This is a genomic window from Sorangium sp. So ce381, from assembly GCF_051473845.1.
Taxonomy (GTDB): Bacteria; Myxococcota_A; Polyangia; order Polyangiales; family Polyangiaceae; genus Sorangium; species Sorangium atrum.
Window position 1 is genome coordinate 1,179,467 of sequence record NZ_CP150336.1, and the last position, 24,967, is coordinate 1,204,433.

Sequence of the window (24,967 nt, forward strand, 5' to 3'; positions counted from 1 at the left end):
GGACGCTTGTTGGCGCGCCGCTGCAGCGAGCGCGCCGGCGCTCGTCACGTGCGCAGCGCGGCGGCCCGTTCGTCCCCGCGCCGCGCGCTCTCGACGCCCCTCACCACCTGATCGCCGCCGGCTCCGCGACCCAGTTCAGGCTCCCTCCGTTGTAGTCCGGCTCCGGCCGGGTCAGCGCGTACGTCAGCACCACGCCTCCCGTCACCACCGCCGCCGCGCCCGTCCAGAACCACCACCGCGTCCACAGCGACGGCCGCACATGGATCAGCTTGGCCGTCAGATCCGCTCGCTGCCCCGCGTGCAGATCGAGCGTCGCCGCGTACGTCTCGAACCCGTCCCGCACCACCTCGATCCTGTACTTCCCCGGCGGTCGCTCGATGTCGATGGGCGCGAGCCCGGCCTCGCGGCCGTCCACACGCACGAGCGCCTGCGCCGGCTCCGCGCGCACGGCCACGCGCGCGGGCAGGATGTCGAGGTGCAGATCGAGCGTCGCCTTCTCCCCCGGCCGGTAGGTCTTCTGGACGAACGCATCCTGGCGCCCTGGCCGCGCCGCGCGGAAGAGGTGGACCCCGGGATCGAGCTCCACGGTGAAGCTCTTCTCCGCCGGCGCCGCCGCGCGCTCGGCGGACCCGGGGAGCGTCACGAAGACCCGGGTCCCATCGTCGATGGCCAGCCGGAGCGCGCGCCCGTCCACGGTCAGCGGGGTGCCCGGGGGATCCAGCGTGACCGCCACCCGGACCACGAGCTGATCCAGCTCGGCGACGAACGCCCTGGCGTCGTCGATCTGCGCGGGCGCCAGGCCCTCGGTGCCCGCGAGCACGCGGCGGAAGGTGCGGCGCGCAGCGACGTAGCGGCCCAGGGCGCGCTCGCAGAAGCCGATGTTGTACTGGACGATGGGCGCGTCCCGCGCCGCCGCCGCCTCCTCGAAGGCGGCGAGCGCCTCGCCCCACTGCGCGTCCTTCGAGCGCTGCACGCCGAGCAGGAACGCCGCCCTGCCGCGCGTGGTGCGCTCATCGACCGCCGGTGCCTCTGCCGGAGCCGCCGCTGGGGCCGGCGCCTCGGCGCGCGCGCGCCCGGCCGTTGAGAGATCGAGCGCCGCCACGACCAAGCCACCGAGCATCCATCGCGTCCGCATCGTACCCCTCGTCCCTGGCCGTCTCTCCTCAGTCCGTCCCGGCGCAAGCGATCTCGCAGTGGGCGAGCGCGCAATCGAGCCCGGCCTTGTGGGTCGCCACCGCGTCCGGGAACATGGCGTCACACTCCAGGAGACAGGCCTGGTCCGCGACGTCGCACGGGACCTGGCAGTTGTCCAGCAACGCACACTCGATCTCGTGCTGGCAAGCCGCCATCTCATCGGCGCAGTGCAGGTTCTGGCACTTGACGCAGGGGTCCAGCGGCTCGTTGCCGCAAGCGTCGTCGTCGAAGCAGAAGTACTGCATACACGCCATCCGGTGGCTGTAGGCGGCGTAACCTGCGGTGTGAGCCTCGTAACACGCGCTCTCGCACGGCGAGAAGGCCGCCTCCTCCGGGGCCTCGGCGCACGCCTTGACGCACGTGACAAGGTCCTGGCAATCCTGGTCGTCTTTGCACGCCTGGTAAGTCTCGCAGCAGCGCTCGTCCTCGCACCGATAGCAGGTGTTCGGATCCGTCGACGGCGAGCACGTCTGGTTGAAATCCGGGTCTGTCGGGGCGGGGATCTGACCGCAACCGGCGCACGCCGCGCCCGGGCCGGAGAGGCGGCAGTCGATGAAGGCCTGCTTCGCGCTCTGGCCAAGAGAGCCGGTGACGGGCGGGCACGCCTGCTCGCACGCGATGTCCGCGTCCCCGCCGGGGCCCAGCGGACAAGCGTCGAGGCAGTCGAGGTAAGCGGCGCAGCCCGGGTCGGCCGCGCAGGCGTTCACCTGGGACAAGCACGCTGTCTGCTCCACGCACGTGCCGCACGCGCTCGCGCCGTACGTGGCCTCACCGCCGCCACCACCGCTGCCGCCGCCGGCGCCCGATCCCGTGCTCGCCGCCGCTCCCGGAGCTTCGGATGGGGAATCGCCGTCGCACGCGGGCGAGAGCGCCGCCGCGATGGCCACGGAGAGCGCGGCGAGCACTGGCCGGGTGAACCACGACATACAATCTCCTCGCGAGCGGCAGAGCGATGTTCGGGTAATTCGGTTGACTGGCGTGATTGGCGTGATTCGGGTGAAGCAGCGAAAGAACCCTCTTGGCCTCGCCGCTCCTCGATGATAGCGAGGAGACTACTCCTGGGTCCTGTCGGGCGGCAACGAGAAACGAGAAACGAGAAAGGCGAAAGGCGAAAGGCCGCAGGTGGTCGAACCGACACGCGCGCTCTCGATCCTCTCCGTGCTCGCTGCGGCTGGGCTATCCGCCTCCTGCGGCGAACGAGAGCGCCGGCAGCTCCTCGTCGTCGTGGACACCGACGCGCCGGTCGCCGCGCAGCTCCTGGCGGACCCCTCCATCTCTCCGGAGGCGGTCATCGATACGGTGCGTATCGACGGGTTCGACGAAGCGTGGCGCCCCGGCTGCATCGATGACGTCGACTGCACGGCGAACTTCGTCCTGCCGGACCCTTCGTCCTGGCCGTTCTCCTTCGGGGTGGCCGCGCCGGAGGAGGGGAGCGCCGTGCTCCGCCTGCGCATCCGGGCGTTCCGCGGCGCCGTTGCGACGCGGGGTAAGGACTCCATCGAGGGGAGGGTGTTCTCGACCATCGATCCTCCGCCAGAGGCCGCCATCGACCGGCTGATCGAGATGGCGCTCCCCGCGTCCGGCGTGGAGACGGTGCAACTCGTACTCTCGGCGGACTGCATGGGCGTGCCCGCGTCGCTGCGCAAGCCGCCGCACACGTGCATCGACGCCTCCAGGCGCACGGCGGCCCCGTCGGATGGCGTCCTCGTCGGATCGGAGGCAGAGATGGTCGCGACGCGCGCCGGCACGTGGTCGCGCGCGCGGGAGATCCCCTGCGGCGCCGCGCCCGAGGGCGCCGATGCCATCTGCATCCCCGGCGGATTCAGCGTCCTCGGCCAGGCCGAGCTCGCCGGCGTCGACGAGCAGAGCTACGTCTCGGTCGTGCCGCCGCGGCCGGTGCATGTGGGCCCGTTCTTCATGGACAGGACGGAGTTCACGGTCGGTCGCTTCCGTGCGCTGCTGAACGAGGGGCTCCTCCACGCGGAAGGCGATGACCTCGCCGGGCCTGATCCGAGCAGGGCGGGGCTCGCAGACTGCCGCTGGCTGGGCGCCGCCGACGGCGCGAACGATGGGTATCCCCTCAACTGCATCTCGTGGCGCCTCGCCCGGGAGGCGTGCAGAGCGAGCGGCGGTGATCTGCCGACGGAGGCGCAGTGGGAGCACGCCGCGCGGGGTCGAGGGCAGGGGCGGATCTATCCCTGGGGTGACGCGTCCCCCGCGTGCTGCACGGCGAGCGCCGGGCGGGGGACGCTGTGCCCTGGCGATCCGGGGCCGGAGGAGGTCGGCTCGCATCGGCCCTCGGCGGCGTGCGGTGGTCTGGGCGACAGCTCCAGGGATGGCGTCCTGGATCTCGGCGGGAGCCTGAGCGAGCTGTGCGCCGACAAGCTGGTTCCGTACGGAGAGGGCTGCTGGAGCGCGCCCGGGATCTTCGTCGAGCCCCGCTGCGACGATGAAGGCATCAACGCCCATGCCGCCCGCGGCGGAGACTGGGCCAGCGGCCCAGCGAACACCCGGCCCGCGTTCCGGAGAGGTGATGTCCTGGACTCGCTGCACGGCTTCCGGTGCGTCTACGCAGGAGGTGCGCCGTGACGGCTCGTTGCCTGCCGGCGGCGCTCGCGGCCGCCGGGCTTCTGCTCCCGGCGCTCCCGGCGTGCGAGCCCGAGCCTCGCCAGTGGCTCGTCAGCGTCTCCACGGACGCCCCGGCGCCCCGCTTCGGCGATCACCTGCTGCTCGAGGTGATGGGCGAGGGCGCGATCTGCACCGGATGCATGCGGCTCATCGGGGTCGATGGTCCGGACAGCCTGCCCGTCAGCTTCGGCGTGGTCCCGCGGGAGGAAGGCGCCGCCGTGCGGGTCCGCGCGCGGCTCTACCGGGCCGAGCAGGCGGGCCCCGACGGCCTCCCCCGCGGTCCTGCGCTGATCGACGCCGTGGCCAGGCTCCCGCCGCTCGACGGCGAGACGCGCGTCGCCCTCGATCTGTCCATGCGCTGCTTCGGCGTCCCGAGCCTCCCCGAGCAGCGCGCGACCTGCGATCCGGAGGCGGGCGCGCTCGCGCCGGAGCCGGTGCTCCCGCTGCTGTCCGACGTCGAGGCCCGGCCAGGGCCCGGCTCCTGGCCGAGCGCGGCGCCGGTACCCTGCCAGGGGCCGGCGCCCGCGGGGATGGTGTGTGTGCCCGGAGGGGTCTTCCTTCTCGGGACGCCGCGGCCCGGTTACACCGTCGATCTCGACGAGCTGAGCCAGCCCGAGCGCCTCGTGCAGCTCGGCGCGTTCGCCATCGACGCGGACGAGGTGACGGTGGGCACCGTCCGGGAGCTCGTGGCGACAGGGCAGATCCGGTCAGAGCCCGTTGCCAGGGACCTCGGCGCGCCGGGGTCGGACCTGGGCGCTTGCACGTACCTCGGCGCGTCCGACGGCGCGAACGACGCGCTGCCCGTCAATTGCGTCACCCACGCGCTGGCGGAGGAGGCCTGTTCCGCGCGGGGATTGCGGCTCCCCACAGAGGCTGAATGGGAGGTTGCGGCCGGCAACCTCGACGACGAGACCGCCTATCCCTGGGGCAACGGCGGGGATCTCTGCGCGATGGCGCTCCTCGGCAGGGGCCGGCGCAGCGGGGAGGTCGACAACGACGTGTTCGAGAACTCCGGCTGTCGCCCGCTCGACGCGCCGGTGCCCTGGGGGCCTGTCGCCGGAGGAGCCCCGAGCGACGTGACCGCCCTCGGCATCCGGAACCTCGCCGGGAGCATGTCCGAGTGGGTGGCCGACACCTTCGCTCCCTACGCCGCGCCTTGCTGGCAGTCGGGCGGGCCGCTCCTCGTCGATCCGGTGTGTCGCGAGCCCGCGCCCGGCGCGGCGCCGAGCTTCTCTTATCGCGGGAGCTCCTGGTCGGGTTACAAGCTGGGGGCCCGGGCCACGGCGCGCAGCCATGAGAGGGCGTCGGCGTTCAATCCGGCCACCGGCTTCCGCTGCGCGCAGTCGATGTGACCGCGCTGCCGCGGATCGGGGCCGGCCGGCGATCGCGGTACGCTGCGTCCGGCCGGGAACCACGGTACGCTGCCGCTCGTGTCGGACGATCTCCAGGGCTCCCTCCCGGCCGGCAAGATCATCGCCGGGCGCTTCCGGATCGAGCGCCTCATCGGCCGCGGCGGGATGGGCGAGGTCTACGCGGCCAGGAACGTCGGCACCGGGCGCGACGTCGCGCTCAAGATGATCCGCGGCGTCGTCGACGCCGCGCAGACCCGGCGCTTCCTCCGCGAGGCCAAGGCGGCGACCGCGATCCAGCACCCGAACGTGATCGAGGTGCTCGACGTCTTCGAGGAGGAGGACCACACGCCCGTGATGGTCATGGAGCTGCTCCGCGGCGAGCCGCTCTCCGGGCTGCGCAAGCGCAGGGGCGCGCTGCAGCTGTACGAGGCGGCGCGCCTGCTCGCGCCGGTCGCCTCCGCGCTCCGCGCCGCGCACGAGAAGGGGATCGTGCACCGCGACCTCAAGCCGGACAACATCTTCCTCTCCGAGCCGCAGGCCGGCGGGTGCGTGCCCAAGGTGCTCGACTTCGGGATCGCCAAGGTGCTCGACCCGACCTCCATCAGCTCGGAGACGCAGGGAGGCAACACGAGCACCGGCTCGATCCTCGGGACGCCTCACTACATGTCGTTCGAGCAGGCGATGAGCGAGAAGGACATCGATCATCGCGCGGACATCTGGGCGATGGGCGTCATCCTCTTCGAGGCGCTCACCGGCCGGAGGCCGCTCGAGTTCGAGAACCTCGGCGAGATGTACACGGCGTTCCTGCAGCGCGAGGTGCCGTCGATCCGATCGGCCGTGCCCGACCTGCCCGCGGACGTCGCCGGGGTGCTCGACCGCTGCCTGCAGAAGCGGCGCGAGGATCGGCTCGACGATCTGGGGCCGCTCGTCGAGGTCCTCGGCCGCTACGCCGATCCCACGTCGGCGGGCGCGCTCGCTGGAGGCAAGGTCGTCGGCGCGCTCGCGCCGCTCGCCGCGTCTCCGAGCTCGGGAGCCGTCGCGGCGCCCCCGCCCCTCGCGGCCCCCGACGGGCGCGCGAGATCGCCGTCGAGGGCCGTCGCGGTCGCGGCGCTCCTCGTGGTGGCCTTCGTGGCCGCGTTCGCTGCGCTCCGCGGCCCGACGGCGGACGGGCCCGCCGCTCCGGTCCCCGCCTCGGCGGAAGCGGCGGTGCAGCCGCCGCCCGCGGCGGTCGCGGCGCCTCCAGCATCCATGTCGAGCTCGCCCACCCCGCCCCTTCCCGCTCGGGATGACCTTGCCGTTGCAGGCGTCGCGCCCTCCGCGGCGCCGTCGTCCAGGCGGCCCTCACCGAGAGCGCTCTCTGGCACGCTGAAGGCGCCGGCGACATCCGCGACACCGCCGCCGCCGTCGGCGCCGACGACGCAAGCGAGGGGGATCGTCGACCAACTCCCGTACTGACGGCGAGCGCGCAGCGCGTTACCCTGCTGCCGGCCATGGAAGGTCAACGTATCGCCGGGAAGTACCGCCTTGCCCGGCTCCTCGGCAGGGGCGGGATGGGCTCGGTGTGGCTGGCAGAGCACCTGTCGCTGCGCACGCCGGTGGCCATCAAGCTCATCGACGTCGAGGCCGCGAAGAACGCGACCGCCCGGGCCCGCTTCGATCGTGAGGCGCAGATCGCGGCGCGGATCCGCAGCGCCCATGTGGTCAAGGTGCTCGACCATGGGCTCACCGACGATGGCTTGCCGTACATCGCGATGGAGTGCCTGGCAGGCGAGAGCCTGCGCGATCGCCTCTCCGCGCGCCGGCGCCTGACGCCGGCGGAGACGGCGAAGATCGTCTCTCATATCTGCCGCGCCCTCTCGCGCGCCCACGAGGTCGGGCTCGTCCATCGCGACATCAAGCCGGAGAACATCTTCATCGCGCGCGAGGATGATGGGGAGATCGTCAAGATCCTCGACTTCGGCGTGGCGAAGGTGACAGACGCGCTCGCTATCACCGGGATGGATCCCACGCGCACGGGGGCGCTCCTCGGGACGCCCTACTACATGAGCCCGGAGCAGGCGAAAGGCCTGAAGAGCGTCGATTACCGGTCCGATCTCTGGTCCCTGGGAGTCGTGGTCTACGAGTGTCTCACGGGGACACGTCCCTTCACCGCCCCGGCGCTCGGGCCGCTCATCGCCAAGATCCTGGGGACGCCCCCGCCCGCGCTGTCCGCGGCGGCGCCGGGCGCTGCCATCCCGGTGGAGGTCGAGGCCTGGATGCGGAAGGCGCTCGCCGTCGAGCCGGACGCGCGCTTCGCCTCGGCCCGGGAGCTCTCCGAGGCGTTCATGGTGGCGTCGGGCGTCGCCGACTCGATGGATCGCGGCTCCTCCGCGGGCCTGCCGGACGGCAAGCCGCCCTCGGCCGTGCGCCCCCCTGCCGGGGTGTGGGAGACGGCCGACACGGTGGCCTTGCCCTCGGGCGACGGGCGGGCGCCGGTCGCCGCTGCGCCGCAGCCCCCGGTCGCCGCCACGCCGCAGCCCCCGGTCGCCCCCCTGTCGTCGGCGACGGGGCCGGGCGCGGTCGCGGCCGCGCGCCCTGTCGCGCCCGCGCGCGGCCTCGTCTGGGCGGTCGTCTTGCTGGCGATCGCGCTGCTCGCGGTGAGCGGCGTGCTCGCCGCGACGCTCCTGCGCTGACGGCGATCCGCTGGATGCGGAGCGGCGTGCGACGGCGCGGCGCGCGTCAGCGGCCAGCGTGGCGCGTGGTGTGGGGTGCGCTGCCTTCGTGCTTGATCGCCCGGCGACGCGGGAGATACCCTGCGCGCATGCGCCGCCTCGTCCCGTGCGTCCTCCTTCTCTCGTCCTTCGCCCTTGCGTCGGGTTGCGCGACCTACACGCAGGATCTCGATCGCGCCCGCAGCCACTACGAGGCAAACCGGTTCGAGCAGGCGCTGGCGCTGTTCCGGGTGCTCGAGAACGATCAGGACTCGTTCTCGGTCCCGGAGCGGGCGCAGTACGCCTACCTCCGGGGCATGACGGACTACCGGCTGGCGGAACTCGCGCCGCAGGGCACCGGCGTCGCCGATCCGCGCAAGGGCTACCGCGACAACGCGCGCCACTGGCTCGGGCTCGCCGCGGCGACCGAGAAGCTGGCCCCCGGCGGCATCACCAGCGAGCAGAAGAACCGCCTGACCGAGACGCTCGCGGACCTCAACCGCGACGTGTACGGCGGCGCCGAGGCGCTGCCGGAGGGGGGCGCCGCGCCGCCGTCCGACGCTCCCGCGTCGCCCGAGGAGCCGCCGTCCGAGCCGTCGGCGCCCACGCTCTGACCGCAGCGCGCTGACGCCCTCGCACGTCGCGCCTCGCCCGCATCGAATTGGGCGCGAGCATCGCGCGGCGTGCGCGTCCCCGCCGGTGCGTCCGCCGTGGCGATCGGGCGTGCGCGCATCCCTGCAAGCACGCGCAGAGCCATGCGGCGTGCACAGCGTGCGAGCGGCCCATTGCGTGGGCGCGCTGGATGTCTGGAATGGAACGGAAAGGGGCGGGGGTGCGCCGTATGTGGCGCAGGATCGAGGGTCGGCTAGGGGTCGCTCGCTACGACAACCGCCGGCGCAGGGATTCGATCTCGTCCTTCGCGGCGAGCTTGTGCTTCTTGAGCTGGGCAGCTTCCATTCTCTCCCCCGGTGTCAGGAACGCCCGTCGACCCAGCTGCCTGAGGCGTGAGTCGAGCTCGCGATGACGCGCTTCCACCATGCTCAGCCGCTGCTCCGGGCCGACTGCAGTCACCGCGCGAGGAGAGATGATCTGATGCTTCATGTGCCCACCTCCAAGGCCCCACAACGGGGCCGTGATGCCTTCGAGGGCCCACAACAGAAGCCCTCGTCCTGATCGTCGCTGGAGAGGAGACCGCCGCCGACCATGCTACACGCCGAGACAGCGGCCTGATGAACGAATGCGAGATTACCGCAACATGGCGGATCCATGCAGGCTTTTTGTCGGGCGAGGCCATTCTGCAATTTCACAGAGCGGCCGTTGTAGCCAGGGATTGCCCTAAGGCGTACAGCAATCCACCGGTGTCCCGGACGGCCGGGCCGGACTCTCCGTCCATGCACGTTGCGGAACAACCTCGAGCGCGGGGCTATTCTTCCCCGGCAATGTCGAGTTCCTGCGCCACCTCGGTCACCCTCCTGGCCCTTGCGGTCGTCCTGGGCGGATGCACTTCGCAGGCCACCGTGCCGGCGCGGGCGCGATCGCCGCAGCCGGCCTCGGCGCGCGCGCCGGTCGAGCTCGCGCCGGTCGTCGTGTCGCCTTACTCGGACGCCGAGCTCGCGGCGGAGTTCGAGCGGGCGCGCGCGCTGCTCCTGGCCGACAAGGCGCGTGAGGCGGCGCCCCTGTTCGAGCGGCTCGCCCGCCTCGCGCCGGGCGGCGAGGTCGCGCCGCCGAGCCTTTTCAACGCCGGCCTCGCGCACGAGGCGCTCGGCGACCGCGCGCTCGCGGCCGAGCGCTACCGCGAGGTCGCGCAGCGCTTCCCGGACCACGCGGTCGCGCGCGGCGCGCGCTTCCGGCTCTCGCGCGCGGCGGCCGCCCTCGAGCGGTGGCCCGAGCTCGTCGAGGTGTCGCGCCGCTTGCTCCGCCTCGGCGATCTGAGCGTGCTGGAGGCGATCGAGGCGCGCGGCGCGCTCGCGCTCGGCCTTGTCGAGCAGGATCTCGTGGATGAGGCGGCGCGCCAGGTCGCGCTCGCGCGCGATCTCATCGAGGAGCACCGGCTGGGCGAGTCCGGCAAGCCGCCGATCGAGCTCGCGCAGGTGAGCTTCGCGCTCGGCGAGGTGCGGCGGCGCCGGAGCGAGGCGATCACCTTCGCGCCGGTGCCGGCGAGCTTCGCCGAGGCGCTCGAGCGCCGCTGCCAGGGCCTGCTCGACGCGCAGAGCGCCTACACCGAGGCCATGCGCAGCCTCGACGCCCACTGGTCGGCGATGGCGGGTTACCGCATCGGGCAGCTCTACAAGGAGCTCCACCGCGACGTGATGCAGGTCCCGCCGCCGCGGAGCGCCGACACCCCGAGGGAGAGGCAGCTGTTCGAGGGGGCGATGCGCCTGCGCTACCGCGTGCTCCTGGAGAAGGGGCAGAAGATGCTCGCCGGCACCGTGCGCCTCGGCGACCGCACGGGGGAGTCGTCGGCGTGGGTCGTCCGCGCCCGCGACGCGCAGCGCGAGATAGAGCTCGCGCTCGCCGACGAGCAGGCGGCGCTCGCGAGGCTCCCGTTCACCGAGGCCGAGCTCCTCGCGGCGCTCGACGCCCTGAAGACGCCGGCGCCGAAGCGGCCGTGAGCCCCGCCCGGGCGGCGGGGAAGGGGCCCGCCCGGCTCAGTTCAGCGTCGGCGCGCACCCGAAGAGCACGTCGAGCTCCGCGCGCACCTCGTGCTGCACCGTCGTGCAGGACGCGGGGCAGAGGATGATCTTCTTCGGGAGCGCCTCGTCGTCGTAATACCACCCCGGCCCCGCGCCGCAGTCCCCTGCGTCGTCCGCCTTCGGGACCTCCAGCGGGCTCGCGCCCTCGGGCGCGAACCTGACAGCGACCCGGCTCGTGTCGAGGACCGCGCCCGCGGGCGGCGCGGGGATGAGGAGCTCGCACGGGAGCGCCGACGCGCGGATCTCGGCCATCTTCGCCGAGAACGCCGTGATGTCCGCCGTGACGTCGAACGCGCGGGTCGTCCCGCCGGCGTCGGCGATCTGGTCCAGGTTGGTGAGCGTCGAGCCCTGCACCGCGATGACGTAGGTCTGGACGCCGTTGTAGCGGAGGGCCCTCTGCGCCATCTCCGCGGTGCTCGCGACGGTGTTTCCGGAGCAGCCCGAGGGATCGCCGTCGGTCGCGAGCACGACGATCACCTTGTGAGAAGGGTTCGCGTCCTTGTAGGCGGTCGCGTTCGTGAGCACCCCCTGGAGCGCCGGCCGCATGGGCGTCCCGCCGCCCGGCGAGGTGCTCTGGATGGAGGCGGTGAGCTCCTGCGTGTTCAGCGGCAGCTCGCCGATGGCGACCGCGAGCTCGTCATAGCTCGTGTGGTTGCAGTCGCTCTGCCCGTTGCTGCTCAGCGGGAAGTAGGTCAGTCCCACGTTCATCCCGGCCGAGGCGGCGTCGGTGACGAACGCCGAGAGCGCGTTCGTGACGCCGACCCATTTCGAGCCGAGCATGCTGCCGGATCGGTCGAGCAGGATGAGCATATCGAGCGGCAGGAGCGTGGCCTCCGCGCTCGCCTGGGCGCAGGAGGATCCCTCCCCGAGGCCGCCCTCGCTGGCGCCGCCGAGCCCTCCCCCCTCGCCGAGCGACGTGTCTCCGCTCGCGCTGCTCACGCCGAACGAGCCGCCGTCGCCGCCGCTCGCGGCGTCATCCGGCCGGGGGATGCTCGCGGGCTTCTCGTCCTCGGTGGCCGCGCAGCCGCCCGACTGAGCCGCGATCCCGGCGGCGACGAGGATAGGGGCAAACACGAAATGACGTCGGAAGGACATCTCTGCGCTCCTCTGGAAATGGGTGCGACGTGGGTCGGGGCCGCGGGGCTCCACGCGCGAAGTGGTCTGTCTATCGAGGGATGGCCGAGCTCCGAGACGATCTCGTCAGTGTATGCGTATCTCGAACGAGGCGCGATAGGGGCTCTCCGGTTTGTAAGCCTGGCTCGTGTCGCGCTGTCGTTGCTCTCTTGTCTTTCGCTGCTTGTCACGGCTCTCGTCGCTTGTCGCAGCTCTCGTCGCTCTCGTCGCTCTCGCAGGGTCTCGCGCGCTCGTCGGCGCGGCGGGGCTCGGTGTCTTCGCTCGTCGCTGATCGCGCCGACCGTTCCGGGTGCTCGCGCGCGGGAACATCATGTTTCCTTGCGCAGCCGCGAAGGACGCGTAATTCCCACGAGGTGCGTCACGCTTGCTGGAAAGAGGCGAACATGACTAGGTGGATTCCATGGGTACTTTCCGCTGTCGCCCTGACGGATCTCGGCTGTTCGACTGCGACATCCGCGGGCAGCTCGGGCCCGGCGGGGGCCGGCGGCGCCGCTGGGGCGGCTGTCTCGAGCGGAGGGGGCGGCGCAGGCGGGGACGGCGCGCCGTGCCGGATCGACTGCTCGCTCGTTCCGACCTCGCAATGCGTCGTGGCCGTGTGCAACGAGGCGACGCGCGATTGCGAGCTCGTCCCCAGCGCGGGCGGGGAGCCCTGTGACGACAGGGACGCTTGCACGGTCGGCGAGGTGTGCGAGGAGGGTGTCTGTCAGGGCGGTGCCCAGGAGGACTGCGGCCTCGCGCCGGACGCCTGTCACGTGGTCACGTGCGTCGACGCGGGCGGCGCTCCTCGCTGCGGCGTGGAGCCGAGGGCGAACGGGGCCCCGTGCGCGACGGAAGACCGCTGTCTCCTCGACGCGGCGTGCCTGGACGGCGCCTGCGTCGGGACCCCGCGGGACTGCTTCTTCTTCCACGTGCCGGACTCCTGTCATGTTGGTGCGTGCGACCCTGCCTCCGGTGCGTGCGAGGCGGTTCCGGGGAACGAGGGGGCGCCGTGCGCGGACTCCGGCGATCTCTGCATGGTCGGCAAGACCTGCCAGAGCGGCCGCTGCGAGGGGGGCGTCCCGAAGGACTGCAGCGCGCTGAGCGTCGGGTGCAACGATGGCGCCTGCGATCCGGGCTCTGGCAATTGCTATGCTGAGCCGATCGGACCGGGCGGCGCCTGCCTCTCTGGGACCGACGAGTGCAATCGTGGCGTCTGTGACGAGAGCGGCGCCTGTATTTCCATCCCCACCCCCGGAGAGTCGTGCCCCTCGCAGGCGATCGGTTGCACGCGCGGCGTCTGCAGCGAGTCCGGGGTGTGCACGGCGCGCCCGGTCGCCGATGGCGGGCTCTGCGTTGACAGCGACTCGTGCACCGTGGGGGAGTCCTGCCTGGCTGGCGTCTGTCAGGGCGGCGCCGCCGCGGCGGCGCCGGTGGTCTATTTCCGGGATACGTTCGAGAGCGACGCGGCCGGGTGGGAGCTCGGTCCGACCTGGCAGATCGGCGCGGCGAAGGCGTCAACCGGCCAGACTTACGGGCACGCCGATCCAGCGCTCGACCACACGGCGACGTCGGACAACGGGGTGGCCGGCGTGGTCATCGGAGGGAACGCGCCCGTCGGCGTCCACCCGTACTTCTACCTGACGAGCCCGGTCGTCAACGCCGATGTCGCGGGCGGCGTGTACCTGACGTTCTGGCGTCTCCTGAACAGCGATGAGACGCCCCACATGACGAACCGTGTCGAGGTCTACGACGGCGTCCGCTGGAAGGTGCTCTTCGAGTCGGGGGCGTACCCCGGCGTCCGCGACTCGGCCTGGACGAAGATCGTCTATGACCTGACGCCCTACAAGAACGCCAGCCTGCGGGTCCGCTTCGGCTACGAGATCGGGCGGGAGTCCTTCGTCGACATCGTGTCGAGCTGGAACATCGACGATGTGGAGATCGCGAACGCTGCTTGCCCGTAGAGCGCGCGACGCGGGCGCGGGGAGCCACAGGGACCTTGCGCCCTCGGTGGCGCGACTCCGATGTTCGGCCGGGGCCTTTGGCTCACCGCTCCACGTCGGCCGCGAGCGCCGCCGTGATCGCCCGGGAGACCTCGTCGACCGGGCCATCCCCGTCGATATGGATGATGCGGTCCCCCGGGACGAGCTCCTCCGCCCGGCGATACGCCTCCGCGAGCCGCGCCTGCAGCTCTGTCTTCTCGAACAGCTCCTCCGCCCCCCCGCGGCCGCGGCGGCGCTTCTCGGCGATCTCGGGGGTCACGTCGATCACCACCGTGACGTCGGGCCTCAGGGCGTGGCGGTTGAGCTCACGGATCCATTCGATGATTCCCTCGGAGCGCCCCCCGTCCTCGCTCGCCGTCGTGGACTGGTAGGCCAGGCTCGACAGGTCGTAGCGATCCGAGATCACGACGTACCCGTCGCGGAGGAGGGGCTCGATCTCGGCGCCGAGGTGATCGAGGCGATCGGCCGAGAAGAGGAGCGCCATGATCTCCGCCTGGTGGGCGCCGGGGAGCGAGATCCGGTGGGTCAGGACCTGCCGGAGCAGCGCGCCCACCGGCCCGGCGCTCGGCTCTCGGGTGACGTGGACCAGGCGCCGCGCCGCCCTGAGGTGCGCCGCGTAGCGCTCGGCCTGCGTGCTCGTGCCGGCGCCGTCGATGCCCTCGAGCACCACGAAGACGCCACGGCCCGCCTCGCCCGCCGGGCGCGACGCGGGGCTCTCTTGCTCGCCTCTCGTCTTCGGCATCTAGACCGCCTCCTCGCTCCCCTCCGCGACGGGCGGCGCGTCCTCCCCGAGCACGACGTTGTCGATGAGCCGCGTCGTCCCGACGCGGACGGCGACCGCCAGCAGCGCCCGATCGCCGATCGCCGCCGCGTCGCTCCAGATCGCCAGGGACTCCGGATCGGCGAGGTCCACGTAATCGATGCTCGTCGCGACGGCCGCGAGGCGCGCGCGCGCGGGCTCGAGGAGCGCCGCGGCGCGCCGCTCGCCGCGGGCGAACGCGCGGCACGCGCCGGCGAGGGCGAGCGGGATGGCGCGCGCCGCGCTCCGCTGCTCGGGCGAGAGGTAGGCGTTCCGGGACGACATGGCGAGGCCGTCCGGCTCGCGCACCGTCGTCGCCCCGACGACCTCGACGGGCAGGAACAGGTCGGCGACGAGCCGCCGGATGACCTGGAGCTGCTGGTAGTCCTTCCGGCCGAAGACGGCGACGCACGGGCCGGCGAGCGACAGCAGCTTCGTCACCACGGTGGCGACGCCCTCGAAGTGCACGGGCCGATGGACGCCGCAGAGCGGGCCCGCGGTCGCGCCGACGCGTACGCGCGTCTCCTCTCCGGGCGGGTACATCGCGGTGACGTCCGGCGCGAACACGCCGTCGGCGCCGGCCTCCGCGCAGGCGGCGAGGTCTCGCTCGAGCGTCCGCGGGTAGCGCGCCAGGTCTTCGCCCGCGCCGAACTGGGTCGGGTTGACGAAGACGGTCACGGCCACGAAGTCCGTCCTCCGCCGCGCCTCCGCGATCAAGGCGAGGTGGCCTGCATGGAGCGCGCCCATCGTCGGGACGAGGCCGACGCGGCGCCCTGCCGCACGAGCCCGCTCGCACGCCACCCTGAGGTCGCCAGGATGTCGCCAAAACTCCATAATGGAATCCTATCAGACGTACGGCAAAATCGGAGCTTCGATCATGGTCGACCCGCCGTCCAGCCCAGACAACGCCATCGCTCCCGACTCCGAAGACGCCATCGATTCAGCTCCGGCCGCCGGGCCTGGATCGCGCCCGGGCGGCCCCTCCAGCACTCGGTCCGGGGGGAGCTCCGTCCCGTCCAGCGGCCCGGTGTCGATATCGGCCGCCCCCGGGGTGATCGCGATCGAGGGGGATCCGACGCACTACCTGAACCGCGAGCTCTCGTGGCTCGAGTTCAACGCGCGGGTGCTGGCGGAGGCCAGGTCGCACGAGGTGCCGCTGTTCGAGCGCCTCAAGTTCCTGAGCATCTTCTTCTCCAACCTCGACGAGTTCTTCATGGTGCGCGTCGCCGGCCTCCAGGCGCAGACGCAGCGCACGATCGCGGAGGTCCCGCCGGACGGGCTCACGCCCCACGAGCAGCTCGTGGCGATCAGCGCGCGCGTCCACGCGCTCGTCGATGACGCCTACCAGCTGTGGCACTCGGATCTGATCCCGGCGCTCCAGCGCGCCGGCATCGTGATCGTCCGGCCCGACGAGCTCGGCGCGACGGAGCTCAGCGCGCTCGACGATCGGTTCCGCACGGACATCTTCCCGATCCTCACGCCGATCGCGATCGACCCGGGGCACCCGTTCCCGCACCTGCGCAACAAGATGATCAACCTCGGGATCATGTTCTCCCGGGAGCATGAAGCGCAGGAGCCCGGCTTCGCGGTCATCCAGGTGCCGCCTGGGCTGAGCCGGCTGATGCGGGTGCGCGTGGAGGGCGCGGCGCGCGCGTTCGTCCTGCTCGAGGACGTGATCGCCCGGCACGTGAAGGATTTCTTCCCCTCGGGCAGGCTGCGCGGCACGTACCCCTTCCGCGTCACCCGGAACTGGGACCTCGAGATCGACGAGGAGGAGGGCGAGGACCTGCTGGAGACGATCCAGGCCGAGCTCCGCCGGCGCGATCGCGGCAACGCCGTGCGCCTGGAGATCGGCTTCGGCGAGGGCGCCGGCACCTCGGTCCAGCGGCTCTGCCGCGCGCTCAAGGTCGACGCGTCGCACGCCGTCTACCGGGTGCCGGGGCCGCTCCACATCGCCGACCTCATGGGCATCGTCGCGGACGACGAGCGCCGCGAGTACCGGGACGAGCCGTTCGCGCCGCAGGTCCCGCCGCTGTTCCGGGACGTCGAGGACATCTTCGCCGTCATCCGGGAGCAGGACGTGCTCCTGCACCACCCCTACGAGTCGTTCGATCCGGTCGCCGAGTTCGTCTCCCGCGCCGCCGACGACCCGAACGTGCTCGCGATCAAGCAGACGCTCTACCGGACCGGCGGCGACTCGCCGATCCTGAAGGCGCTCGCGCGCGCGGCCGAGAGCGGCAAGCAGGTGACGGCCATCGTCGAGCTGAAGGCGCGGTTCGACGAGGCGAGCAACATCCAGTGGGCGAGGACGCTCGAGCAGAGCGGCGTGCAGGTGATCTACGGCCTGCTCGGGCTGAAGACGCACGCGAAGGCGCTGCTCGTGGTGCGGCGCGAGAAGGACAAGCTGCGCCGCTACGTGCACCTGTCGACGGGCAACTACAACCCGCAGACCGCGCGGCTCTACACCGACATCGGCCTGTTCACGGCGAACCGGGAGATCGGCGAGGACATGACGTCGCTCTTCAACCTGCTGACCGGATACAGCGCGCCGCCCAAGTGGAACCGCCTCCTCGTGGCGCCGCTCGGCCTGCACCAGGCGGTGCTGGGCCTCATCGCGCGCGAGGAGGCCCACGCGCGGGCCGGGCGCAAGGCGGAGATCGTGGCGCAGATGAACGCGCTCGTGGACGTCGACGTCATCGACGCGCTCTACTCGGCGTCGCAGGCCGGGGTCGACATCAAGCTCGCCGTGCGCGGCATCTGCTGCCTCCGGCCGGGGATCCCGGGCCTGTCGGAGCGGATCCAGGTGCGCGCGATCATCGATCGTTTCCTCGAGCACAAGCGCCTGTTCCGGTTCGCGAACGGCGGCAGCGAGGAGATCTACATGTCGAGCGCCGACTGGATGCCGCGCAACTTCCATCGCCGCGTCGAGCTGATGATCCCGATCGTCGAGCCCGCCACCCGCGCGCGCGTGGAGGACATGCTGAACACCGTGATGTCCGACACGGCGAAGACCTGGGAGCTCGCGAGCGACGGCAGCTACCACAAGCTCCAGCAGCCCGCCGGCGCCCCCCTGCTTCGGTCGCAGCACCGCTTCATCGAGCTCGCGCGCGAGCGGGTGAAGCTCAGCGATCCGCTGGCGCGCGGCGGCGGGCGCTTCCACATCCTCCGCATGCCCGCGGGCGCGGACGACGGCGAGCCTCGCCACCGCAAGGGCGCCAAGAAGAAGAAGGGCCTGCTCTGATCGACGGCGCGCAGGAGAGGGGTCCCCGCGGCCTCGCGCGCGGGGAGGAGGATCGGGCCACGGGAGCCCTTCAGAACTGCGTCTGCAACGCGGCGGAGCCGGGGCCGAGCGAGAGCGTGGTCTCGACAGAGGCCTTGGGCGCCGCGTCGCCGGCTGGCACCTTCTTCCCGCCGATGACCCAGAGCGGGATGCCCACGGCGATCATGAGGCCGCCCGCCACGGAGACGAGCGCGCCGGCGAGCTGACGGCGCCCATCGGTGCGCGTCTCGCAGATGCCCGTGAAGCCGCCGAAATCGCAGTAGATCTCGTATCGGTTGCTCGCCGACGCGAGCAGGCCGGTCCCGGTGAAGAACGCGATCGTGCCGCCGGCGGTGAGCGCGATGCCGCCCAGCATCAGGCCCGGGCTCTTCCGGCGCAGGGGAACCGGGGGCGGAGCAGGCGGGATCTCCGACGGGCTCACGGGGTAGCCCGGCGGGAGCGGAGCGTAAGCGCCGCCGTGAGGGTAAGCGCCGCCGTACGGAGCGTAGCCGCCCGGGGGACCCGGGGGCGGATAGCCCGGCGAGGCGCCTGGCGGAGCCGGAGGGGCTTCCTGCGGCGGCGCCGGGTAGGGGACTGCAGGGTACGGCGGCGCGGAGGCACCTGGCGGCGCGGAGGCAGCCGGCGGAGCGGGTTGCGGCGCCGCAGCGCCCGGCGGTGCAGCAGGCGCGCTGCCGGGCTGTTGCGTCGCAGCAGCCGGGGGCGGCGCGGCTGGCGGCGAGGCGGCCGGCGGCGCAGCGGCGGCGCCGGGCTGCTGCCGCGCGACGCCCGGCGCCACGGGCGACCCTGCAGGAGGCTGTCGTTGCGGCGCTGGTTGCGCGCCCGCCGTCGCCGCGGTGAGGAGGCCGGACAGCGCGACGCCGAGCGGCAGGGCGAGCGCCCGCGCGCGGGTGCGCGGCGAGCGGCCCGGCGTTCGGACGGCGTCGGGCGAAGCATTCAAGCGAAGCATCTCGGGCGTCCTTTCATCACGGCGGTTGCAATCACTCGTGTGGAAGCTCGGCAGGCTTCTGCGCCGGCTCTGGCGGAGGCGCCCCCGCTGTCGTCGGCGCCTCCGCTGTCGGCGTCGCCCCCGCTGAAGGTGTCGCCACGGGCGGCGCGGCGGCCGGCTTCGGTGCGCTGGTGCGCTTCTTCGGCGGGGCGGCTGCGGCTGCTCCGGTGGCTGCTCCTTTCGGAGAGGCGCTGGCAGCGGTTCCCTCTGACGAGGCGCCGGCTTCAGCACGTTGCGGGGCTGCAGCGCGCGCCGTCTCCGCTGCGGCCGGTTCGGCCGTGACGATCGTCGGCGGCGACGAGTCGACGGGAGGTGGAGCCGGCAGATCGGCCGTATCCGTCGGCGTGTCAGGGGACGCGGTGGACGGCTCCGCCGTGTGTGTCTTTGCCGGAGCGGCTCTCGCGGGTTCCGGCGCGGCGCGCTCCGGGGCGCGGGGGGACTGCGCGGCGAACACGATCACTGCGGCGAGCGCCACGAGGCCCAGGAAGACCAGGAGCACGCGATCTCGCTTTGGCTTCGTCTGTGCGCTTCCGCCGCGCGCTCGCGCGGGCTGCGCCTCGACGCCGCCTCTCCGATGGGATCGATCGCCGGCGTCGCGCGTCCGCGCGGGCTCCGAGGCGTCGCGCGTCCGCGCGGGCTCCGAGGCGTCGCGCGCCCGCGCGGGCTCCGCGCTGCTCGGAGCAGCGGCGCCGCGCGCCCGCGCGCCGCGCGGGTCGTCGCCGCCTCGGCTCGCCGTCGGATCGACGCGCGCCCCCGCGGGACCTCGTGCCGTCGCGCTGTCGCCCTGATCGCTTCGCGACGAGGGCCCCGCGCTCCCCGGATCCACGCCGGACGCCGTCCTCGACGCAGCGCTGCTCTGCGGCGCCTTGCGCCGGCTTTCTTTACGCTGGGCGCGTGAAAGCTTCTTCGTCACGCAGCGACCGTACCGAACAGCAGGCGGGCCGCCAAGGGGCCCGCGGGGCGCGTCGGCGTCCGACTCGTGCGGCGCGCGCAGGCTCCCGCGCATCCGGGAGCCGCCGGCGCACGCCGAGCGTCCCGTCGAACGAGACGTGCGCGGACGGCCCCCGCAGCGCGCCGCGACCCACGAGCTCGTCGCGCGGGGCCAGCACGCGCAGAGCACGGCCCCCGCCGGCGCAGCGGGATCGACGCGACCCATGCGACCGCCACGAACGATGCAGCGCCTCGGCGAGCGCAACGGATGGGACCGACGCAACCTCTGTGAACGATGCGACCCACGCGGCGAACGCGTCGACGCAACCTACGGGAACCCACGGGAAGCGACGCGAATCGACGCGAACGAACGGCTCGCTGGCGTATCCAACACGAACGGGTATCGTCCCGCTTGACATGGGTCGCCTCCTGGGTATCCTGCGCGTCCCCATCCCTCAGGGGGAAATCCGCGTCACTATGCCGACCATCAGCCAGCTCATCCGCCAAGGCCGCGAGGCCGCTCGTTACAAGACGGCCTCTCCTGCGCTCAAGTCCTGCCCGCAGCGGCGAGGCGTGTGCGTACGTGTTTACACCACGACGCCGAAGAAGCCCAACTCGGCGCTCCGCAAGGTCTGCCGCGTCAGGCTGAGCAACCAGATGGAAGTGACGAGCTACATCCCGGGCGAAGGCCACAACCTGCAGGAGCACTCGGTCGTCCTCATCCGCGGCGGCCGTGTTAAGGACCTGCCGGGCGTGCGTTACCACGTCGTCCGCGGCACGCTCGACGCGTCCGGCGCTGCCGGGCCGAGCTCAACCAACAAAGCGACCCGCAACCGCAAGCGCTCGAAGTACGGCGTGAAGCGCCCGAAGGCCTGACAGAGGAACGAAGATGCCCCGTCGTCGCGAAGTCCCGAAGCGGAAGATCATTCCGGACCCGAAGTACAAGGACAAGCTCGTCGCCAAGTTCACGAACTCCCTGATGCAGTCGGGCAAGAAGGCGACTGCCGAGGGGATCCTCTACGGCGCGTTCGACATCGTGCGCGACCGGTTCAAGGAGGAGCCGATCGACGTCTTCCGCAAGGCGCTCGACAACGTGAAGCCGAAGCTCGAGGTGAAGAGCCGGCGCGTCGGCGGCGCGACCTACCAGGTCCCCGTCGAGGTCCGCCCCGAGCGCCGCGTCGCCCTCGCGATGCGGTGGCTCGTGACCTACTCGCGCGGCCGCGGCGAGAAGACGATGCGCGAGCGGCTCGCCGCCGAGCTCGTCGACGCGGCGCAGAACCGCGGCAACGCGGTCAAGAAGCGCGACGACACGCACAAGATGGCGGAGGCCAACAAGGCGTTCGCCCACTACCGCTGGTAGGTCAGCGAGGCCAGCGCGGATCCCGGATCTGCGCTGGTTCGTCATTTCAGGTCCCATCCCCAGGCGAGGAGACGCGTAGAGCGAGATGGCACAGCTGACATAAGGATCGGGTTACAGAGCCGGTCCTCTCGAGGGAGCGCGACAGCGCCGCCCTCGCGGGACCTAGAAAAGCTGCTGCTGTACCCCGACACCCTCTCCAGGTTTCAAGTGCCCGCCACAACGGAGGCGGGCCGGGCTGGAGAGGGTGTTTTGCATCCTGAGTCCGGAACCCTCACCCCACGCATCACACGACGGAGAAGGAAAAGTGGCACGCGAGTACAGCCTGGAACGGACGCGCAACATCGGGATCATGGCCCACATCGATGCGGGCAAGACCACGGTCACCGAGCGCATCCTTTATTACTCGGGTGTCAACTACAAGATCGGCGAGGTCCACGAGGGCGCAGCCACGATGGACTGGATGGTCCAGGAGCAGGAGCGCGGCATCACCATCACGTCCGCCGCGACGAACTGCTTCTGGGCGCCGGAGCAGGGCCCCGAGAAGGGCGTCTCTCACCGGATCAACATCATCGACACGCCCGGTCACGTCGACTTCACCATCGAGGTCGAGCGGAGCCTCCGCGTGCTCGACGGCGCGGTGGCGGTGTTCGACGGCGGCAACGGCGTCGAGCCGCAGAGCGAGACGGTGTGGCGGCAGGCGGACAAGTACGGCGTCCCGCGCATCGCGTTCATCAACAAGATGGACAAGATCGGCGCCGACTTCGACATGTGCGTCGACTCCATCCGCGAGCGCCTCGGCGCGAACCCGGTGGCGATCCACTACCCGCTCGGCGCGGAGGACTCGTTCCGCGGCGTGATCGACCTCGTGACCCTCCGGGCCGCCGTGTTCGACGAGGAGACGAAGGGCCAGCGCTACGACTGGCAGGAGATCCCGGGCGACCTGCTGCCGCGGTGCAAGGAGCTCCGCGAGAAGCTCATCGAGGCGTGCGCCGACGCGAGCGACAAGGTGATGGAGAAGTTCATCGCCGGCGAGGTCGACCAGATCACCGAGCAGGAGATCCACGCGGCCATCCGCGCGGGCACCCTCGGCTTCAAGATCGTCCCGGTCCTGTGCGGCTCGGCGTTCAAGAACAAGGGGGTCCAGCTCCTGCTCGACAGCGTCGTGAACTACCTACCGTCGCCGGTCGACATCCCGGCCGTCGAGGGGACGCTGCCCGACAAGAAGGACAAGGTCGTCTCGCGCAAGGCGAGCGACGAGGAGCCGTTCGCGGCGCTGGCGTTCAAGGTCATGAACGACCAGTTCGGCAACCTCACCTTCTTCCGTGTCTACTCCGGCACGACGAAGAGCGGCGTCAGCGTGCTCAACTCGACGCGCGGCAAGCGGGAGCGCTTCGGGCGCATCCTCCGCATGCACGCGAACAAGCGCGAGGAGATCGACGTCTGCTACGCGGGCAACATCTACGCTGCCGTGGGGCTCCGCGACACCCGCACCGGGGACACTCTCTGCGAGGAGAAGAACCCGATCGTGCTGGAGCGGATGGAGTTCCCCGACCCCGTGATCTCGATCGCCATCGAGCCGAAGACCAAGGCCGATCTCGACAAGCTCGGGCTCAGCCTGCAGAAGCTCGCCTACGAGGATCCCTCGTTCCGCACCTTCACGAACGAGGACACGGGTCAGACGATCATCGCCGGGATGGGCGAGCTCCACCTCGAGATCATCGTCGACCGCCTGAAGCGCGAGTTCAAGGTCGACGCCAACGTCGGCAAGCCCGAGGTCGCCTACAAGGAGACCATCTCGAAGAAGGCGACCGACGTGGAGGGGCGCTTCGTCCGGCAGTCGGGCGGACACGGCCAGTTCGGTCACGTGAGGATCGACATCGAGCCGGCCGAGCGCGGCGCGGGCTTCGTGTTCGAGAACGACATCGTCGGCGGCATCATCCCGAAGGAGTTCATCCCCTCGATCGAGAAGGGCATCCGGGACGCGATGGGCCGCGGCGTGCTCGCGGGCTACCCCGTCGTCGACATCAAGGTGCGGCTCCACTTCGGCAGCTACCACGAGGTCGACTCCTCCGGGCCCGCGTTCGAGGTCGCCGCGTCCATGGCCTTCCAGGACGGCGCCAAGAGGGCGGGGCTCGTGCTCCTCGAGCCGATGATGGCCGTCGAGGTCGTGTCGCCCGAGAACTACCTCGGGGACGTCATCGGAGACCTCAACTCGCGGCGTGGCCGCATCCTCGATATGGGGCAACGCGCGAACACCCGGGTGATCCGCGCGGAGGTCCCGCTCGCAACCATGTTCGGTTACGCGACCGACGTCCGTTCCAAGACGCAAGGCCGCGCGACCCATTCGATGCAGTTCTCTCATTACGCACCGGTTCCAGCAGCGATCCAGGAAGAGATCGTCGCCAAGCAGCGAGGTTAAAAAGACGCCATGGCCAAGGAGAAATTCACTCGTACGAAGCCGCACGTGAACGTGGGCACCATCGGTCACATCGACCACGGCAAGACCACGCTCACGGCGGCGCTCGTCAAGGTGCAGTCGAAGCGCAACCTGGCGAAGGCGATCTCGTACGCCGACATCGCGAAGGGCGGGACGGTCCGTGACGAGACCAAGACGGTGACCATCGCGGCGGCGCACGTCGAGTACGAGTCGGCGAACCGCCACTACGCGCACGTCGACTGCCCCGGGCACGCCGACTACATCAAGAACATGATCACCGGCGCGGCGCAGATGGACGGGGCGATCCTCGTCGTGTCGTCGCTCGACAGCGTGATGCCGCAGACGCGCGAGCACGTGCTGCTCGCCCGGCAGGTCGGCCTGAACCACATCGTCGTGTTCCTCAACAAGTGCGACGCGGTGGACGACCCGGAGATGCTCGACCTGGTCGAGATGGAGGTCCGCGAGCTGCTGTCGAAGTACAAGTTCGACGGCGACAACGCGCCGGTGGTCCGTGGCGCGTCGCTGCCCGCGCTGCAGGGCGACCCGAAGTGGGAGGAGACGATCCAGCAGCTGCTCAGCGCGCTGGACAGCTACATCCCCGAGCCGGTGCGCGACATCGACAAGCCGTTCCTGATGGCGATCGAGGACGTGTTCTCGATCAAGGGCCGCGGCACGGTGGCCACGGGCCGCATCGAGCGCGGCATCATCAAGGTCGGCGACGAGGTGCAGATCATCGGCTTCAAGGACACGAAGAAGTCGGTCGTGACCGGCGTCGAGATGTTCCGCAAGCTGCTCGATCAGGGGCAGGCGGGCGACAACGTCGGGTGTCTGCTCCGCGGCGTGGAGAAGGAAGAGATCGAGCGCGGCCAGGTGCTGGCGAAGCCCGGGTCGATCACGCCGCACACGAAGTTCACCGGTGAGGTGTACGTCCTCAAGAAGGAGGAGGGCGGGCGCCACACGCCGTTCTTCACCAACTACCGGCCGCAGTTCTACATCCGGACGACGGACGTGACCGGCACGGTGAACCTCCCCGAGGGGGTGAAGATGGTGATGCCGGGCGACAACATCACGATGACGATCGAGCTCATCGCGCCGGTCGCGCTGGAGGAGCAGATGCGCTTCGCCATCCGCGAGGGCGGCAAGACGGTGGGCGCCGGCGTCGTCACCAAGATCCTCGCGTAGGAAGAGCACCATGGCTGATACAACCAAGATCCGGATTCGCCTCAAGGCCTTCGACCACCAGCTGCTCGACAAGTCGACGAGCGATATCGTCGAGACGGCGAAGCGGACCGGAGCGCACGTCGCGGGGCCCATCCCGCTGCCCACCGAGATCCGCCGCTACACGGTTCTTCGGGGGCCCCACGTCGACAAGAAGTCGCGCGAGCAGTTCGAGATCCGGACGCACAAGCGGCTTCTCGACATCATCGAGCCGACTCAGCAGACCCTCGACGCGCTGATGAAGCTCGACCTTTCGGCCGGCGTCGACGTCGAGATCAAGAGCTAGGA

20 protein-coding genes are annotated in these 24,967 nt (G+C 71.3%); 13 read left to right on the forward strand and 7 right to left on the reverse strand.

Going from position 1 to position 24,967, the window contains the following annotated elements:
- Positions 1–100 precede the first annotated feature (100 nt).
- Entirely contained in the window at positions 101–1,135 is a 1,035-nt protein-coding gene (locus WMF29_RS04355; RefSeq protein WP_437327628.1) for a PEGA domain-containing protein, read from the reverse strand.
- A 28-nt stretch (positions 1,136–1,163) separates the two neighbouring features.
- Positions 1,164–2,120: a hypothetical protein gene (locus tag WMF29_RS04360; RefSeq protein ID WP_437327629.1), complete on the reverse strand. Its 957-nt coding sequence runs from the start codon at positions 2,118–2,120 to the stop codon at positions 1,164–1,166.
- Between the two features lie 196 nt (positions 2,121–2,316).
- Here WMF29_RS04360 and WMF29_RS04365 point away from each other — a divergent pair, with 196 nt between their 5' ends.
- From WMF29_RS04365 to WMF29_RS04385, 5 genes are all read left to right on the forward strand, one after another.
- On the forward strand, positions 2,317–3,783 hold the full coding sequence (locus WMF29_RS04365; protein ID WP_437327630.1) for a formylglycine-generating enzyme family protein: 1,467 nt from the start codon (positions 2,317–2,319) through the stop codon (positions 3,781–3,783).
- Positions 3,780–5,174, forward strand: a complete 1,395-nt coding sequence (locus WMF29_RS04370) for a formylglycine-generating enzyme family protein (protein WP_437327631.1) — start codon at positions 3,780–3,782, stop codon at positions 5,172–5,174. Before WMF29_RS04365 ends, WMF29_RS04370 begins: the two co-directional genes overlap by 4 nt.
- 78 nt (positions 5,175–5,252) lie before the next feature.
- Positions 5,253–6,629, forward strand: a complete 1,377-nt coding sequence (locus WMF29_RS04375) for a serine/threonine-protein kinase (protein WP_437327632.1) — start codon at positions 5,253–5,255, stop codon at positions 6,627–6,629.
- A 35-nt stretch (positions 6,630–6,664) separates the two neighbouring features.
- Positions 6,665–7,846 (forward strand): serine/threonine-protein kinase, encoded by a 1,182-nt coding sequence (locus WMF29_RS04380; protein WP_437327633.1) that lies wholly within the window; start codon positions 6,665–6,667, stop codon positions 7,844–7,846.
- Between the two features lie 128 nt (positions 7,847–7,974).
- Positions 7,975–8,478, forward strand: coding sequence for a hypothetical protein (locus WMF29_RS04385; protein WP_437327634.1), 504 nt, complete (start codon positions 7,975–7,977; stop codon positions 8,476–8,478).
- A gap of 265 nt (positions 8,479–8,743) precedes the next feature.
- On the opposite strand, the gene WMF29_RS04390 is transcribed toward WMF29_RS04385, so the two are convergent.
- On the reverse strand, positions 8,744–8,965 hold the full coding sequence (locus tag WMF29_RS04390) for a YdcH family protein (RefSeq protein ID WP_272100080.1): 222 nt from the start codon (positions 8,963–8,965) through the stop codon (positions 8,744–8,746).
- Between the two features lie 338 nt (positions 8,966–9,303).
- On the opposite strand from WMF29_RS04390, the gene WMF29_RS04395 reads away from it, so the two are divergent.
- Positions 9,304–10,476, forward strand: coding sequence for a tetratricopeptide repeat protein (locus tag WMF29_RS04395; RefSeq protein ID WP_437327635.1), 1,173 nt, complete (start codon positions 9,304–9,306; stop codon positions 10,474–10,476).
- A 36-nt stretch (positions 10,477–10,512) separates the two neighbouring features.
- On the opposite strand, the gene WMF29_RS04400 is transcribed toward WMF29_RS04395, so the two are convergent.
- Entirely contained in the window at positions 10,513–11,652 is a 1,140-nt protein-coding gene (locus tag WMF29_RS04400) for a vWA domain-containing protein (RefSeq protein ID WP_437327636.1), read from the reverse strand.
- A 422-nt stretch (positions 11,653–12,074) separates the two neighbouring features.
- Between WMF29_RS04400 and WMF29_RS04405 the strand changes: the two genes are divergently transcribed.
- Positions 12,075–13,631 carry a hypothetical protein gene (locus WMF29_RS04405; protein WP_437327637.1) on the forward strand — a complete coding sequence of 519 codons (1,557 nt, stop codon included), beginning with the start codon at positions 12,075–12,077 and terminating at the stop codon, positions 13,629–13,631.
- An 82-nt stretch (positions 13,632–13,713) separates the two neighbouring features.
- On the opposite strand, the gene tmk is transcribed toward WMF29_RS04405, so the two are convergent.
- Both tmk and panC read right to left on the reverse strand, forming a co-directional pair.
- Complete coding sequence (gene tmk / locus WMF29_RS04410; RefSeq protein WP_437327638.1) at positions 13,714–14,412, reverse strand: dTMP kinase; 699 nt, start codon at positions 14,410–14,412, stop codon at positions 13,714–13,716.
- A complete protein-coding gene (gene panC / locus WMF29_RS04415; protein WP_437327639.1) occupies positions 14,413–15,303 on the reverse strand; it encodes a pantoate--beta-alanine ligase in 891 nt (296 codons plus the stop codon).
- 193 nt (positions 15,304–15,496) lie between these two features.
- Here panC and ppk1 point away from each other — a divergent pair, with 193 nt between their 5' ends.
- Positions 15,497–17,710 carry a polyphosphate kinase 1 gene (gene ppk1, locus WMF29_RS04420; protein WP_437327640.1) on the forward strand — a complete coding sequence of 738 codons (2,214 nt, stop codon included), beginning with the start codon at positions 15,497–15,499 and terminating at the stop codon, positions 17,708–17,710.
- A gap of 70 nt (positions 17,711–17,780) precedes the next feature.
- On the opposite strand, the gene WMF29_RS04425 is transcribed toward ppk1, so the two are convergent.
- Positions 17,781–18,695 (reverse strand): hypothetical protein, encoded by a 915-nt coding sequence (locus WMF29_RS04425; protein WP_437327641.1) that lies wholly within the window; start codon positions 18,693–18,695, stop codon positions 17,781–17,783.
- Positions 18,696–20,141: 1,446 nt separating this feature from the next.
- Here WMF29_RS04425 and rpsL point away from each other — a divergent pair.
- The 5 genes from rpsL to rpsJ all read left to right on the forward strand — a co-directional run bounded on the left by rpsL (position 20,142) and on the right by rpsJ (position 24,965).
- The gene (gene rpsL, locus WMF29_RS04430; RefSeq protein WP_012233473.1) at positions 20,142–20,540 is read left to right on the forward strand and encodes a 30S ribosomal protein S12; all 399 of its coding nucleotides are present in this window, start codon (positions 20,142–20,144) and stop codon (positions 20,538–20,540) included.
- 13 nt (positions 20,541–20,553) lie between these two features.
- Positions 20,554–21,024, forward strand: a complete 471-nt coding sequence (gene rpsG, locus WMF29_RS04435; RefSeq protein ID WP_012233474.1) for a 30S ribosomal protein S7 — start codon at positions 20,554–20,556, stop codon at positions 21,022–21,024.
- Between the two features lie 304 nt (positions 21,025–21,328).
- On the forward strand, positions 21,329–23,443 hold the full coding sequence (fusA, locus tag WMF29_RS04440; protein WP_437327642.1) for an elongation factor G: 2,115 nt from the start codon (positions 21,329–21,331) through the stop codon (positions 23,441–23,443).
- A gap of 9 nt (positions 23,444–23,452) precedes the next feature.
- Positions 23,453–24,643 carry an elongation factor Tu gene (tuf, locus tag WMF29_RS04445; protein ID WP_437327643.1) on the forward strand — a complete coding sequence of 397 codons (1,191 nt, stop codon included), beginning with the start codon at positions 23,453–23,455 and terminating at the stop codon, positions 24,641–24,643.
- Positions 24,644–24,653: 10 nt separating this feature from the next.
- Positions 24,654–24,965, forward strand: a complete 312-nt coding sequence (gene rpsJ, locus WMF29_RS04450) for a 30S ribosomal protein S10 (RefSeq protein ID WP_012233476.1) — start codon at positions 24,654–24,656, stop codon at positions 24,963–24,965.
- The last annotated feature ends 2 nt before the right edge of the window (positions 24,966–24,967 follow it).